General features: G+C 71.0%; 9 protein-coding genes. 7 read left to right on the top strand and 2 right to left on the bottom strand.

What is annotated here, in order from left to right; genetic code table 11:
• Window positions 1–43: 43 nt before the first annotated feature.
• The gene (locus tag AC07F0_RS21815) at window positions 44–2,881 is read right to left on the bottom strand and encodes a glycoside hydrolase family 3 C-terminal domain-containing protein (protein ID WP_478981122.1); all 2,838 of its coding nucleotides are present in this window, start codon (window positions 2,879–2,881) and stop codon (window positions 44–46) included.
• A gap of 325 nt (window positions 2,882–3,206) precedes the next feature.
• On the opposite strand from AC07F0_RS21815, the gene AC07F0_RS21810 reads away from it, so the two are divergent.
• The 7 genes from AC07F0_RS21810 (at window position 3,207) to AC07F0_RS21780 (ending at window position 14,136) form a co-directional block, all read left to right on the top strand.
• Complete coding sequence (locus AC07F0_RS21810) at window positions 3,207–4,892, top strand: extracellular solute-binding protein (protein WP_478981120.1); 1,686 nt, start codon at window positions 3,207–3,209, stop codon at window positions 4,890–4,892.
• Between the two features lie 26 nt (window positions 4,893–4,918).
• Complete coding sequence (locus AC07F0_RS21805) at window positions 4,919–5,968, top strand: ABC transporter permease (protein WP_478981118.1); 1,050 nt, start codon at window positions 4,919–4,921, stop codon at window positions 5,966–5,968.
• Window positions 5,965–6,915: a carbohydrate ABC transporter permease gene (locus AC07F0_RS21800; protein WP_386637159.1), complete on the top strand. Its 951-nt coding sequence runs from the start codon at window positions 5,965–5,967 to the stop codon at window positions 6,913–6,915. The genes AC07F0_RS21805 and AC07F0_RS21800 overlap by 4 nt, the downstream gene beginning before the upstream one ends.
• A gap of 127 nt (window positions 6,916–7,042) precedes the next feature.
• Window positions 7,043–9,238, top strand: coding sequence for a WD40/YVTN/BNR-like repeat-containing protein (locus AC07F0_RS21795; RefSeq protein ID WP_478981116.1), 2,196 nt, complete (start codon window positions 7,043–7,045; stop codon window positions 9,236–9,238).
• Complete coding sequence (locus AC07F0_RS21790) at window positions 9,238–11,202, top strand: beta-galactosidase (protein WP_478981114.1); 1,965 nt, start codon at window positions 9,238–9,240, stop codon at window positions 11,200–11,202. The genes AC07F0_RS21795 and AC07F0_RS21790 overlap by 1 nt, the downstream gene beginning before the upstream one ends.
• Window positions 11,199–13,388 carry a glycosyl hydrolase family 95 catalytic domain-containing protein gene (locus AC07F0_RS21785; RefSeq protein ID WP_478981112.1) on the top strand — a complete coding sequence of 730 codons (2,190 nt, stop codon included), beginning with the start codon at window positions 11,199–11,201 and terminating at the stop codon, window positions 13,386–13,388. Before AC07F0_RS21790 ends, AC07F0_RS21785 begins: the two co-directional genes overlap by 4 nt.
• Before the next feature lie 34 nt (window positions 13,389–13,422).
• Complete coding sequence (locus AC07F0_RS21780; RefSeq protein WP_478981110.1) at window positions 13,423–14,136, top strand: glycoside hydrolase family 12 protein; 714 nt, start codon at window positions 13,423–13,425, stop codon at window positions 14,134–14,136.
• 31 nt (window positions 14,137–14,167) lie between these two features.
• Here AC07F0_RS21780 and AC07F0_RS21775 read toward each other — a convergent pair whose 3' ends face one another.
• Entirely contained in the window at window positions 14,168–15,355 is a 1,188-nt protein-coding gene (locus tag AC07F0_RS21775; protein WP_478981108.1) for a sulfotransferase family protein, read from the bottom strand.
• Window positions 15,356–15,372 lie beyond the last annotated feature (17 nt).

The following is a 15,372-nucleotide window of genomic DNA, read 5'->3' as shown; positions in this document are numbered from 1 at the left end:
TCCGTTGCCGGGCCCCTTCTCTGCGCCGGCCTGCTCCGGACCCTCAACCGGAGAAGCCGACGTGCGCGAGCCGCAGCGGGCCGCGCAGTCTCAGGTGCACGTCGTGCACGCCCGTGGCGTCGACGGACGCGCCGAGCGAGACGTAGTCGTACGGGCCCGATGTGGGCGTGGCGGTCGACAGCACCGCGAGCGCCGGGCCGCCGTCGAGGGACAGCTCGACCGAGCCCTCACCGGCCACCGCCACCGTCACCCCCAAGACGCCGGACCCGAAGTCGCAGGCCCGGTAGACCAGTTCGCCCGCCGTCCCGTCCGCCGGCGTCACCGCGTCGCCCGACACCTTCGTCCGGTCGACGATCTCGATGCCGCTCTGCTCGTCGAAGCCTGCCGCGGCCAGCCCGCCCGCGACGACCGCGCGCGGTGTGGCGGGCTCGCCGTCGAGCGTGACGGTCGTCCGCAGCCGGACGTCCTCGCAAGAGGCCCCGGCCAGCAGTTCGTACGCGCCCGGCTCCAGACGCCACCGGTCCTGGGCCACGTCCCAGAACTCGAAGGCGGACAGCGGGACCTCGAAGCTCAGGGCGGCCGTCGCACCGGGGGCGAGGGTGACGCGGCGGTGGTCCAGCAGCTCGCGCCGGGGGCGCGGCACGGACGCCTCGGCGGCCCGGGTGTAGAGCTGGGCGACCTCGTCGGCCGTGACGTCACCGGTGTTGGTGACCGTGAAGGAGACGTGCACCGCCCCGTCCGCCACCCGGGCCGTCAGGCCGTCGTACGCGAACGAGGTGTACGACAGGCCGTGCCCGAAGGGGAACAGGGGCGTGCCCTCGAAGTACAGGTACGTCTGCCGGCTCCCGATCACGTCGTAGTCGAGGAGGCCGGGCAGGTCGGAGTCGTCGGCGTACCAGGTCTGCGGGAGGCGGCCGGCGGGGGAGACGTCGCCGGCCAGTACCCGGGCCAGGGCGGTGCCGGCCGCCTGGCCGCCGTGCGCGGTCCACAGCACGGCCGGGAGATCCGCGGGGTCGACCGCGTACGGGTAGGCGCAGACCAGTGCCAGTACGGTCGCCGGGTTCGCCGCGCGGGCGGCCCGCAGCAGCCGTTCCTGGTGGCCGGGCAGCCGCAGGGTCGTACGGTCCTCGGTCTCGCGGCCGTTGATGTGCGGGTCGTTGCCCGCCACCACCACGACCACGTCGGCCGCCGCGGCGGCCCGCGTCACCGCCTCCTCGCCGCGCTCGGCGACGACCAGCTCGAACACCTCGGGATCTCCGTCGGCAACCTTCACGCCGTCGGCGGAGACACACACGTGGCGACCCGTTCCCAGGTGCTTCAGGAGGTGCCCGGTCCTGTGCGGTTCCAGTCGGAAGGTCTCCTGGACGACCCAGCCCCCCGGCTGGTCGGCGGAGGCACGGACGCGGCCGTCGTCGGCGACCGAGAGGTAGCGGCCGTCGGGCGCGCGCAGGGTCAGCACGCCCTCGCCCCAGTCGACCAGCGCCAGCTCGGTACCGGTCGCGTCGGTGGTGAGCGGGGGCAGGTCGGTGCGGCCCGCGAGCAGCGCCGGGTCGAGCGCGCCCTCGGCGCCGCGCACCTCGTCGGCGGCGTCCTCGGCCACCGGCACGTGCAGGAAGGCACCGGCGGAGGTCTTCAGCCGGACCCGGTCCACGCCCTCGGCGAACTCCACCCGCTCCGCGCCGAACCGCTCGTACAGGCCCTCCAGCGGGGTCGAACGGTGAAGGAGCGTGCCGCTGTACCAGTCGAGCTTGCACTCGTCGGCGAGCAGGCCGACCACCGCGACCCGGGTGTCCGGGGCGAGCGGCAGCACCCCGTCGTTCTTGAGCAGCACGATCGCCTGCTCGGCGGCCTCCTGCGCCAGCGCGCGGTGCGCCGGGGTGTCGAACTCGCCGCTGGCGCCGTGCGGGTCGTACTCCGGGTCGAACTCACCGAGGCGGAAGCGGACCGAGAGCTGCCGGCGGACGGCGGTGTCGATGTCGGCCTCGGTCAGCAGCCCGCGCTCCAGGGCGCCGCGCAGGCGCCCGGTCATCTGCGAGGAGTCCGTGCCGTGGTCCGTGAAGCTGTCGACGCCCGCCACGAGGGAGGCCGCCGTCGCCTCCTCGTGCGTGTCGAAGTAGTGCTCGGAGTCGACCAGGTTGCTCGGCGCGCCCGCGTCGGAGCAGACCAGCAGGTCCTCGTCGGTCCAGGTGCGCAGATGCGTGCTCAGGTAGGGGGAGACGTGGTTGGGCCGGCCGTTGACCAGGTTGTACGCCGGCATCACCCCGGCCACCGCGCCCGCCTCGACGGTCTCGCGGAAGGCCTTCAGGTCGTACTCGTGCAGCACGCGCGGGCGTACGGAACTCGACGTCGTGGAGCGGTCCGTCTCGTTGTTGTGGGCGAGCCAGTGCTTCAGCACGGGCGCGGTGCGCCAGTAGGTCGGGTGGTCGCCGCGCAGGCCGTGCGTGTAGGCGGTGGCGATCGCCGAGGTGAGCTTCGGGTCCTCCGAGTACCCCTCCTCGTTGCGGCCCCACAGGGGGTGGCGCAGCAGGTTGACCGTCGGGGCCCAGACGTTGAGGCCGACCCGGTCGTCCTTGGCGCGCATCGCGCGGACCTCCTTGGACACCGCGTCGCCGACGCGCCGCACCAGCTCCGGGTTCCAGGTGGCGCCGAGGCCGACCGCCTGCGGGAAGACCGTCGCCGGGCCCATCCACGCCACGCCGTGCAGCGCCTCCTGGCCGGTGCGGAAGGCGGCGATGCCGAGCCGTTCGACGGCGGGCGCGAACTGGTGCAGGAAGGCGATCTTCTCCGCCGGCGTGAGCCGCGACAGGAGGTCGTCGATCCGCTTCGCGAACGGCAGGCGCGGATCGCGGAACGGCGGACTGGGCGGCGTGGGTGCGGTCACGTGGGATTCCCTTTGCGGTGGAGCGGCAAGGCCCTTTCGAAGCGCTTCGATGCTGGGTCGACGACCGGTCGGGTGTCAAGGGACCGGTGCCGTCCCTTCAAGCCGCGCATGAGGAACGATCCCCTCTCGCGCCTTCGAGGAAGTTTGGGGACGACCCTTGTGCACCCCTGGACGTTCACTTAACCTCACAGCAACATCGAAGCGCTTCGACTAAGAAGGCCCCTGCTGGGTCGAAAGCTCGCTTCGGCTCAGCCAGTTCCACTCGAGACACCGCAGCCGACGGCCCACCGCCGGGTGTCCTGGTGCGCCATGAAGGGTTGACGCAATGACGCCGAACGCCGCCTCCGCCTCCTCCGGACCGAGCCGGAGAAGTTTCCTCGCCTCCACGGCGGTCGCCACCGCAGCGGTGTCCGGTGGGATGCCGCTGCTCGCCGCCTGCGGGGGGTCGCAAGAAGGGCGCAAGGAGGGAACCACCTCCGGGAAGGACGCCAAGAAGCTCCTTCCGGCGTTCGTGGCGCGGAACGTCGTCAGCCCCGACATCCCCTCGAAGAACGGCTCGGCCGCGGGTTTCACCCGGCCGCTGGACCTCAGCACCCTCAAGACCGCGGTGCCGGAGAAGCTCGGCAAGGGCAGCAAGATCAAGATCATGGCCCCGTTCTGGGGCACGCCCCCGTCGAACAACAACCCGTACTACAAGGCCATGAACGAGGCCATCGGGGTCGAGGTCAGCTGGCAGAACCAGGACGGCAACACCTACGACGAGAAGCTGGGCGCCATTCTCGCCTCCAGTGACATCCCGGACGTGGTGGTCGTCCCTGGCTGGAACCTGAACGGCAAGATACCGAGCGCCATCAACGCCAAGTTCGCGGACCTCGGAGAGTACCTCTCCGGCGACAAGGTCAAGGACTACCCGAACCTCGCGGCCGTCCCCACCGACGCCTGGCAGCGCTCCATCTTCGGCGGTCAGCTGCGCGCGATCCCGATGCCCGCCTCGCCCGTCGTGAACATCGCCCCCTTCTACCGCAAGGACGTCTTCGACAAGGAGGGCTACACGCTCCCCACGTCGGCGGACGAGTTCCTGGCCTGGGCGAAGGAGGCCACCAACGCCAAGGCGAAGGTGTGGGCCTGCGACGACATGAAGTGGCTCTCGTTCAGTGTGTTCGGCGTGCTGAGCGGGGCCGACAAGGCGCTGTGGTGGAACCTCGAGGGCGACAAGCTGATCAACCGGATCGAGACCGAGGCGTATCTCGAAGCCCTGGAGTGGACCCGCAAGCTCTACGCGGCCGGCGTGGTCCACCCCGATGCCAAGGCGGCCAACCAGGGCGTCGCGGGCAACCGGTTCACGGCCGGCCAGTCCCTCGTCTACAACGACGACCTCTCCGCCCTGTGGGGCAAGACGGCCGAACAGCGCACCCAGAACAAGGACTTCGACATGGGTGTGATGGACATCTTCGGTCACGACGGTGGTGACCCGACCTTGTGGGCGGTCCAGCCCGCGAACATCTTCACCTTCGTCAACAAGAAGGCGTCCAAGCAGGTCGTCCAGGACTTCCTCGCCCTGGCCAACTACTGTGCCTCGCCGTACGGCACCAAGGAGTACATGCTCACCGTCTACGGCGTCGAGGGCACCGACTACACGGTGAAGGACGGGGTGCCGACGAAGACGACCAGGGGTGTCAACGAGGTCAACGGCGCCTTCGACTACACCGGCGACCCGGCCGCCTACATCGCCCACCCGGACCTGCCCGAGATAGCCAAGCAGCAGGTCGAGTGGCAGCAGCGGATGGGTGCCTTCACCAAGAAGTCCTCCTTCCAGGGCATGACCATCACCGAGCCCAACCGGTGGACCAATCTGGCCGACGACTTCGAGCAGCTCGAGGACGACGTCGTGCGCGGGCGCAAGAAGATCAGCGACATGCAGCAGGCGGTCTCCGACTGGAAGAAGCAGGGCGGCGACGACCTGCGGGCCTGGTACAGGAAGCTGCTCGACGACACCGGTTCGGCGAAGTGACCCGGGGCTGAGGCAAGGAGAAGGCCGTGTCCCACAGCACGGTGCCTCGGAGCAGGGCCGAGGCGCACACGACGGACGGTACGACGAAGGCGGAGGGGTCCTCCGGGCGGGGCCGGCCGGCCGGGAAGCGCAAAGGGAGAGGCGCGGGAAAGCTGAGCCTGCGGATCCGCTTCCGGCGTGACCGGACGCTCGTCCTGATGACCGTACCGGCCGTGCTGCTGGTGCTCGTCTTCAACTACGTGCCGATCCTCGGCAACGTCGTCGCCTTCCAGGACTACGACCCGTACCTCAGCGAAAACGGCTTCGTCGCCATGTTCGAGAGTCCATGGGTCGGCCTGGAGCAGTTCGAACGGGTCTTCTCCGACTCCGAGTTCTGGCACGCGGTGCAGAACACCTTCGTGCTGTTCTTCCTCCAGCTCGTGCTCTTCTTCCCGGTGCCGATCCTGCTCGCGCTGCTCATCAACAGCGTGATCAGGCCCCGGGTCCGGGCTGTCGCCCAGGCGGTCCTGTACCTCCCCCACTTCTTCTCGTGGGTCCTGGTGGTCACGGTCTTCCAGCAGATCTTCGGCGGCGCGGGCATCATCGCGCAGACCCTGCGCGATCACGGGCGTGGCGGGTTCGACATCATGACCGACCCGGAGATCTTCAAGTACCTGGTCACGGTCGAGGGCATCTGGAAGGACGCGGGCTGGGGCGTCATCGTCTTCCTCGCGGCCCTCTCCTCCGTCAGCAACGATCTGTACGAAGCCTCCGCGATGGACGGTGCCGGGCGCTGGCGCCGCATGTGGCACATCACGCTTCCCGCGCTGCGGCCGGTCATCGCCCTGCTGCTGGTCCTGCGGGTCGGCGACGCCCTCACCGTCGGCTTCGAGCAGCTGCTGCTGCAACGCGACGCGGTCGGGCCGGAGGCGTCGGACGTGCTCGACACGTACGTGTGGTGGAACGGCATCCGTAACCAGGACTTCAGTTACGCGGCCGCCGCCGGACTGATCAAGGGCATCGTCGGCCTGACCCTCGTCCTGGTGGCGAACAAGGTCGCCCACCTCATGGGCGAGCAGGGGGTGTACAAGAAGTGAGCACAGTCGTCGACCGGCCGTCGCTGACCGAGGTGGCCAAGAAGCCCAGTCCCTGGGCCGCCCCGCCCCGCCCGTCCTGGGAGGAGGAGCCCGCCAAGGCCGGACTCGCGGCCAAGGGCATCGTCCTCGCCTTCGCCTGCTTCGCGATCCTGTTCCCCCTGTGGATCGTGATCGTCACCAGCCTGTCATCGAAGAAGACCATCGACGCGGCCGGCGGGCTGGTGGTGATCCCCAAGGACATCACCTTCATCGCCTACCAGGAACTGCTCAGCGGTGGCCAGGTCCAGCGCGCGGCGCTTGTCAGCCTCGGCGTCACCCTCGTCGGCACGCTGTTCAGCATGACGGTGTCGGTGCTGTGCGCCTACGGGCTCTCGCGCTCCGGCTCGCTCGGCCACCGCTGGATCCTGATGACCTTGCTCGCGACGATGTTCTTCGGCGCCGGGCTGATCCCGACCTACCTGCTGGTGCAGGCGCTCGGGCTGACCGACACCTATCTGGCGCTGATCCTGCCCAGCGCGGTCAGCGTCTTCAACATCCTGGTCCTGAGGGCGTTCTTCATGAACATCTCGCAGGAACTCACCGACAGCGCACGGATCGACGGTGCCGGGGACTTCCGGATCCTGTGGCAGATCGTCATGCCGCTCTCGCGTGCCGTGATCGCGGTGATCTCCCTGTTCTACGCGGTGGGCTACTGGAGCGCCTGGTTCAACGCCTCCATCTACCTCACCGACCAGGACATGATGCCGCTGCAGAACGTCATGATCCAGCTCGTGCAGAAGCAGGAGCGCCCGGTCGGGCTCGCCGCGCAGATCAACACCGGCCAGATTTCGGCCCTCTCCATCCAGATGGCGGTGATGGTCATGGCGCTGCTTCCCGTCGCCGTGCTGTCCCCCTTCGTCCAGAAGCACTTCAAGAAGGGCATGCTCACCGGGGCCGTCAAGGGCTGAGCGACGCCCACTCGGTGGGGTGCTCCGGTTGTTCCGCGGCGGCGGCCAGGTCGTCGCTGTTCGCGCAGTTCCCCGCGCCCCTTTCGCGGCGCTTCCCCCCTCCTTTCAGAACGACGAGGTATGTGTCATGCATGCGTCCAGCCTCAGCAGACGTGCCGTTCTCGCCGGGACCGCTGCCGCCGCCGCGGCCGTCTCCCTTCCGATGGTCCAGGGGCGTGCGCAGGCCGCCGCCCCCGCGGATGCCGGATACCGCTGGCGCAACGCCGCCCAGGGCGGTACCGGCTTCATCACCGGGGTGCTGTTCCACCCATCCGTCCGCGGTCTCGCCTACGCCCGGACCGACATCGGCGGCGCCTACCGCTGGGACGACCGGACGGACCGGTGGATCCCGCTGACCGACCACCTCGGCTGGGACGACTGGAACCTGCTCGGTGTGGAGGCCATGGCCGTCGACCCGGCCCATCCGAACCGGCTGTACCTCGCTCTCGGCACGTACGCGCAGTCCTGGGCGGGCAACGGGGCCGTGCTGCGGTCCGAGGACCGGGGGGCCACCTGGAAGCGCACCGACCTCACCGTGAAGCTGGGCGCCAACGAGGACGGGCGTGGCTGCGGGGAGCGGCTGCTCGTCGACCCGCGCGACTGCGACACGCTGTGGCTCGGCACCCGGCACGACGGGCTGCTCAAGTCGACCGACCGGGGCGCCACCTGGAAGGCCGCGAGCTTCCCGGCCGCGCCGAGCGCCACCGGCCAGGGCGTCACCCTCCTCGTCGCCGCCGGCCGCAGCGTCTACGCCGGCTGGGGCGACTCCGACGGCACCTCCGCGAACCTCTACCGAACCGCCGACGGCACGACCTGGGAAGCCGTCCCCGGGCAGCCCAAGGGCACCGCCGCCAAGGTCCCGGTCCGGGCCGCGTACGACCGGCACACGCACGAGCTGTACGTGACGTACGCCAACGCGCCCGGCCCCAACGGCCAGTCGGACGGCAGCGTGCACAAGCTGCGCACGACCACCGGGAAGTGGACCGAGGTCACGCCCGTGAAGCCCGGCGGGGCGACGAGCGACGGCGGGACCGACTCCTTCGGCTACGGCGGCTGTGCCGTCGACGCCCGTCGCCCCGGAACCGTCGTCGTCTCCACCAACAACCGCTGGTCGCTGGTCGACACCCTGTACCGGACCACCGACGGCGGCCGCACCTGGACGTCCCTGAAGGACAAGGCCGTCCTCGACGTCTCCGAGACCCCGTATCTCAAGTGGGGTGCCGCCGAGCCCAAGTTCGGCTGGTGGATCCAGGCCGTCGGCCTCGACCCGTTCGACTCCGGGCACATCGTCTTCGGCACCGGCGCGACCCTCTACGGCACCCGCGACCTCACGCACTGGACCCCGCAGATCCGCGGTCTGGAGGAGGCGTCCATCCGCCAGCTGATCTCCCCTCCGGCCGGGGAGGCGCACCTGATCAGCGGGTCCGGGGACATCGGCGTGATGTACCACGAGCGGCTCACGGCGTCCCCCTCGCGCGGCATGGCGTCGAACCCGGTGTTCGGCACGGCCACGGGGCTCGCGCTGGCCGCGGCCAGGCCGGCGTACGTCGTGCGGGCCGGGTGGGGCGACCACGGCAACGGCGCCTGGTCCACCGACGGCGGCAAGACCTGGGCCCCCTTCGAGACCCAGCCGGAGGTGGCCAAGTCCGCGCCGGGCCCGATCGCCACCAACGCCGACGGCAGCGTGCTGCTGTGGTCCTTCGGTGCGGGCAACCCGGGGTATCGCTCGGTGGACAACGGCGGCACCTGGTCCGAGGTGGCCTCCTTCCCGAAGGGCGCCGTCCCCGTCGCGGACCCGGTCGAACCGTCCCGCTTCTACGCCTTCGACACCACCACCGGCACGCTGTTCGCCAGCACCGACAGCGGCCGGACCTTCACCGCGCGGGCCACCGGTCTGGACGCGGGCGACACCGAGTTCCAGCTGGCCGTGGCGCCGGGCCGCTCCGGGGACCTGTGGCTGAGCCTGAAGGGGAACGGGCTGTACCGCTCCACCGACGGCGGCGCGAGCTTCACCAGGGTCGGCAGCTGCCGGGCGTCGTACACGCTCGGTTTCGGCAAGGCCGCCCAGGGCGCCTCCTACCCGGCGCTCTACATGGTCGGCTCCACCGAGGGCATCACCGGCGTGTACCGCTCCGACGACGAGGCGAAGAGCTGGACCCGGGTCAACGACGACCAGCACCAGTGGGGCTGGATCGGCGCGGCCATCGCCGGGGATCCGCGCGTCTACGGCCGGGTCTACATCGCCACCAACGGGCGCGGCGTGCAGTACGGGGAGCCCGCCTGATGCCCGAGTTGAGCGACGCGACCCGAGGCCGTCTCCTGTTCGGCGGCGACTACAACCCGGAGCAGTGGCCCCAGGAGACCTGGCACGAGGACGTCCGGCTGATGAAGGCCGCCGGCGTCAACTCCGTCACCCTCGGGGTGTTCTCCTGGTCGAAGCTCGAACCGGAGCCGGGCGCACGGAAGTTCGGCTGGCTGGACACGCTGATGGACCTGATGCACGAGAACGGCATCGGGGTCGTCCTCGCCACCCCCACCGCCTCGCCCCCGCCCTGGATGGGCCGGCTGCACCCCGACACCCTGCCCGTCACCGAGGACGGCCGCACCGAGTGGTGGGGCGGCCGGCAGCACTTCTCGCACTCCAGCGCCACCTACCGGCGCTACGCCGCCGCCATCACCGAGGACCTGGCCGCCCGCTACGGCGGCCACCCGGCCCTGACGATGTGGCACATCAACAACGAGTACTGCACCGTCGACCACGGCGACGAGGCCGCCGCCGCCTTCCGCCGCTGGCTGCGCACGAAGTACGGCACCCTCGGCGCCCTCAACGAGGCCTGGGGCACCGCCTTCTGGAGCCAGGGCTACGACTGCTGGGACGGCATCCTGCCGCCCCGCCTGCCCCACTACATGCGCAACCCCGGCCAGGTCCTGGACTTTTGGCGCTTCACCTCCGACATGCTCCTGGAGTGTTACACCGCCGAGCGGGACATCGTCCGGCGGCACACCCCGCACATCCCGGTGACCAGCAACTTCATGCCGCTGTGGATCGGGCAGGACGCGTGGCGCTGGGCGGCGGAGGAGGACGTCGTATCGGTCGACATCTACCCCGACCCGCGCGACCCGCTCGGCGCCCAGAACGGCGCGCTCGTCCAGGACATGACCCGCTCCCAGGCACGCGGGCCCTGGATGCTCATGGAGCAGGCGGCCGGGCCGGTCAGCTGGCGAGGCGTGAACCACCCCAAGCCGCGCGGCCTCAACCGGCTGTGGTCCCTCCAGGCCGTGGCCCGGGGCGCCGACGCCGTCTGCTTCTTCCAGTGGCGGCAGTCCCGGCAGGGCGCGGAGAAGTTCCACTCCGGCATGGTCAGCCACGCGGGGGAGGAAGGCCGTACGTACCAGGAGGTCAAGCAGCTCGGCGCGGACCTGGCGAGGATCGCCCCGCAGGTGACCGGCCGGCACCTCACCGCGAACGTCGCCGTCCTGCACGACTGGAACGCCTGGTGGGCGGGCGTTCATGACGGCCGCCTGTCCAGCCGGGTGGAGTACCCGGACGTCCTGCGCGCCTGGCACCGGGCCCTCTGGCAGGCGCACCTCACCTGCGACTTCGCCCACCCCGAGCACGGTCTGACGCCGTACTCGGTGGTCGTCGTGCCCCAGCTGTACGCGCTCACCGACGCGGCGATCACCAACCTCCTCGCCTACGTCCGCGGCGGCGGCACCCTCGTCTGCGGCTTCCTGACCGGTGTCGCCGACGAGGACGACCGGGTGCGCCCCGGCGGCATGGACGCCCGGCTGCGGGAGCTGTTCGGCATCCGCACCCTGCACGAGTGGTGGCCGCTGGACACGGACGAGACCGTCGCGTGCGAGGGCTTCCGGGGCACGCTGTGGTCCGAGGAGATCGAGCCCGCCGACCCTGACCACACGACCTGCTACAAGGGCGGCGAACTGGACGGCATGCCCGCCGTACTGCGCAAGGGCCGGGCCTGGTACGTCTCCACGCTCCCCGAGCCCGATGCCCTGCGCGAGCTGCTGGCCCGGATCGCGGGCGACGCGGGCGTCCGGCCGGTGCTCGACGGGCTCCCCGAGCAGGTCGAGGCCGTCCTGCGGGGCGAGATCCTGTTTCTGCTCAACCACGGCCGTGAGCCGGTGACCGTCGAGGTCCCCGGCACCCACCACGACCTGCTGACGGAGACGGCCGTCACCGACCGGGTCACCCTCGGCCGCTACGGGGCGGCGGTGCTGCGGCCATGACCGACTCCGCACCCGTCCACGGCACGTGGGAGCCGCACCCGGCCGCTCGCTGGGAGGACGGCTTCCTGAGCGGCAACGGCCACCACGGTGCCCTTGTGTCCGGTGACCCGAACGACGAGCGGGTCGTCGTCACCCACCACACCCTGGTCCGGCCCAACGGCAGGGACTCCCGGCCCCCGCAGCTCGCCGACGGCCTCCCCGCCCTCCAGGACCGCCTCCTGGCGGGCGACACGACCGCGGCCGAGAGCTTCACCGACGGCAGGCCGCTCCAGTGGGCGCAGCCCTTCCACCCCGCCTTCCAGATCCGGCTGCGCCACCCGCACGGCGAGAGCCCCGACTACCGGCGCGAGGTCGACTTCGCCACCGGCGTGGTGAGCACGACCTGTGCCGGCCGGGCCGGCCGTGTCTTCGTCTCCCGCGCCGACGACGTGCTCGTCCAGCAGGTCAGCGGGCCCGGCCTCACCCTCGACATCGACCTGGACCACCGCCTGCCCGGCGCCCCCGTCGGACTGGGCGTCGGCCACGGAGCCGTCCTCACCACCGAGGGCGCCCTGCTGAGCCTGCGCGCCCGCTACCCGGACAGCGACCTGGCCTGCACCGGCGTCACCCTGCTCACCGTCACCGGCGGCACGACCACCCTCACGCCCCCCGGCGTACACATCGAGGGAGCCCGGTCCGTGCTGCTCCTCACCCGGGTGCACCGGCACACCGGCGAACTGGACGTGGTCGCCCAGGGGCGTGCTCTGCGGGACCTGCCCACCGGGTACGACGAACTCCTCGACCGCCATACGGCCCTGCACCGCACCGCCTACGAGCGCGTCACCCTCGACCTGGCCGCCGACCCCGCCGAACGGGCGCTGCCGGGATCCGAGTTGCTGAAGCGGCCCCGCAGTGCCGCCCTGCTGGAGCGCCTGTTCGCGGCCGGCCGCTACCACCTGCTGTCCGCCAGCGGCCTCTTCCCGCCCCGCCTGACCGGACTGTGGACCGGCGACTGGAACACGGCCTGGTCGGGCGCGTTCACCAACGACGCCAACCTCAATCTCCAGACCGCCTCGGCGGCCGCCGCTGCCCTCCCCGAGGTCACGGAGGCCCACGCGAACCTGATTCACCGTCAGCTGCCCGACTGGCGCGACAACGCCCGCGCGGTCTTCGGCGCCCGGGGCGCCGTCGCCCCCGCCCACACCGACGGCGAGTCCGGCCACTCGTACCACTTCAGCCGCGAATACCCGCTGCACCTGTGGACCGCCGGCGCCGACTGGCTGCTCAAACCGCTCGTCGACCACGACGAGACCCACGGCACCCGCGATCCGCGCACCGCCGCCGCGCTCGCCGAAGTCGCCGTGTTCTACGAGGACTTCCTCACCCGCACGGACGAGGACGGCCGGCTCGTCGTCGTCCCCTCCTACTCTCCGGAGAACCGGCCCGCAGGCGCGAGCTGGGGCACCCTCAACGCGGCCATGGACCTCTCCGCCGCCCGGCACGCCCTGCTGACGGCCGCCGCCTACCACCCGGGCCCCGACGCCGACCGCTGGCGCGCCCTCGCCGACCGGCTCCCCCCGCACCGGATCAACGCCGACGGAGCCCTGGCCGAATGGGCCTGGCCGGGCCTGGAGGACTCCTACGACCACCGCCACCTCAGCCACCTCTACGGCGTCTGGCCGCTCGACGAGATCACCCCCTACGACACCCCCGAGCTGGCGGCCGCCGCGCACCGCGCCCTGGAACTGCGCGGCGCCGAGAACGACTCCGCGCACGGACACCTGCACCACGCGCTCATCGCGGCCCGGCTCAGGGACGGCGACCGCGTCGCCCACGCCCTCGGCCAGGTCCTGGACGGCGACTTCTTCCACGCCTCCCTGATGAGCGCCCACTATCCGAACCGGCACGTCTACAACGCCGACGCCGCGCACACCCTGCCCGCCGTGCTGATCGAGATGCTCGTGCAGTCGACCCCCGACCGGCTGGTGCTGCTGCCCGCGCTGCCGGCGGCGTACCCCAGCGGCGCCCTGCGCGGTGTGCGCACCCGGTTCGGGGCCGAGATCGACCTCACCTGGTCCCCGGACGGCGCGGCCGCCGTCATCCGGCCGGACCGCACCCACCGCGTCGAACTGCGGACTTCCTCCGGCACGGAATCCCTCCACCTGGTCGCCGGAGAAGACCACACCCTCGCCCTGAGGGAGTGGTAGTTCCCCCATCCCCCCACCCCATGGAAGGGACACCATGGCATCACGCATCTTGAGCAGGGTCACCAAGGCCCTGCTCGCCCCCGCCCTGGCGCTCGGCGCCACCATAGGCCTCGCCTCCGCCCCCGCCTCCGCAGCCGTCTGGAACTCCTGCGACCAGTGGGGCAACACGAGCCTGAACGGCTACACGCTCTACAACAACATCTGGGGCTCGGGCGCCGGCAGCCAGTGCATCTGGGCGAACTCCGGCACCAACTGGGGTGTCTGGGCCGACCACCCCAACACCGGCGGCATCAAGTCGTACCCGAACTCCAAGAAGGTGATCAACAAGTCGATCGACTCGCTGCGCTCCCTCTCCAGCAGCTACAACGTCTCCGTCCCGTCGTCCGGCGCGTACAACTCGTCGTACGACGTCTGGGACACGGACTACGACTACGAGATCATGCTCTGGGTGAACTACAACGGAGCGGTCGGCCCGATCGGCACCTCTCAGGGCTCCGTCACCCTCGGCGGCCACACCTGGAACGTCTACAAGGGCAGCAACGGAAGCAACGAGGTCTTCTCGTTCCTGCGGACGTCCGACTCCAACTCCGGCACCGTCAACATCCTGCCGATCCTGAAGTGGATCAAGGATACGAAGCGCTGGATGGGCAACGAGACCATCGGTGACGTCCAGTTCGGCTACGAGGTCACCTCGTCGTCCGGCGGCCTCAACTTCACCACGAACAACCTGACGGTCAGCAGCAGCTGACGCCTCCCGGGGCCGGGGCCGGCCGTGCCGTTCAGGCGCGGTCGACCTCGGCCCGCAGCGCGTTGTAGTCCACGAACGCCGATTCGACCTGGGCGCGGCTCAGTCCGTAGCGGGACAGGTCATAGGTGTGTGTGCGAGTGCCCTTGGGGCGGGCGACGGCAGCGGGGAGCCGGGCCGCGTCGGTCTCGGTCCAGGGGGCGCCGACGGCCGCGTACAGCTTCGGGGCGCCGGTGGCGGGGTCGGAGCCGAGCCACGAGTACGGGGCGTCCACCAACTGCTCCGCGGGGATCGCGGCCCTGGCCGCGAGGCCGCGCGTCATGGCGCGGCTGAGCAGGCCCAGCCAGGTGGCGCCGATGCCGGACAGGTCGAGCGGGCGGGTGCTGACGGCCATGCCGTGCTCGATCAGCGAGCAGAACGACGCCACGACGGTGACCGGGTCGCGGTGGCACCACACGATCGTGGCGTCGGGGAACACCCTGCGCAGCGCGTCCAGGTTCTCCAGGTGCATGGGGGACTTCAGCACCCAGCGCCGCCGCGGACGGCCGTACTGGAGCACCTGGTAGACCTGCTTGAGATACCGGTAGTCGGCGACGAAGTCCCGCTCGCAGTGCCAGTCCAGGTACTCCGGGATACGGGCCTGGGAGAACGGCATCAGGGCGTGCGGGAGCGCGAACGTGCACTCCTCGGGGCCCTCGGCGGCCATCGCGTGGATGTCGCGGAAACGCGGTGCGAAGAGGTCCGTGCCCCGCACCAGCCGGCGCCCGGCGGTGATCGCCCTGCCCCGCTGCCGGGGCGGCAACTTGAGGTCCGGCCCGAGCAGTTCCCACAGCAGGGGACACCGGTGCTCGTCCGAGATCGCCAGCACCGAGTGCCTGACCGTGGTGGCGGTACGCGGCAGCCCCACGACGAACACCGGCTTCTCGATGGGCTCCCGCTCGATTTCCGGGTGCTCGGCGATCAGCCGCAGGACGCGGGCCCGGTTGGTGAGGTGCCGGCGCACGTGCACCTGCGCCGACTGCCAGCCGACCGGGGTGAGGTTCCCGGCCTTCGCCCACCACCCCAGCAGCGACCGGAAGCCGTCGACGAACTCCCGGTCTCCCGGCGCCTCACCGGCCTCCACCAGGATGCGGTCGAAGATCCGGTCCGGGTCACGGCGGGAGGCGAAGCCCGGCCGCAGCAACAGATTCGCCAGCACGAGGGCGAGCGGAGACGTGGACACGCAGGGAACTTATCGTC

It is taken from the genome of Streptomyces sp. NPDC045955 (genome assembly GCF_056430805.1).
This window is presented reverse-complemented; position numbering and strand designations above follow the sequence as displayed.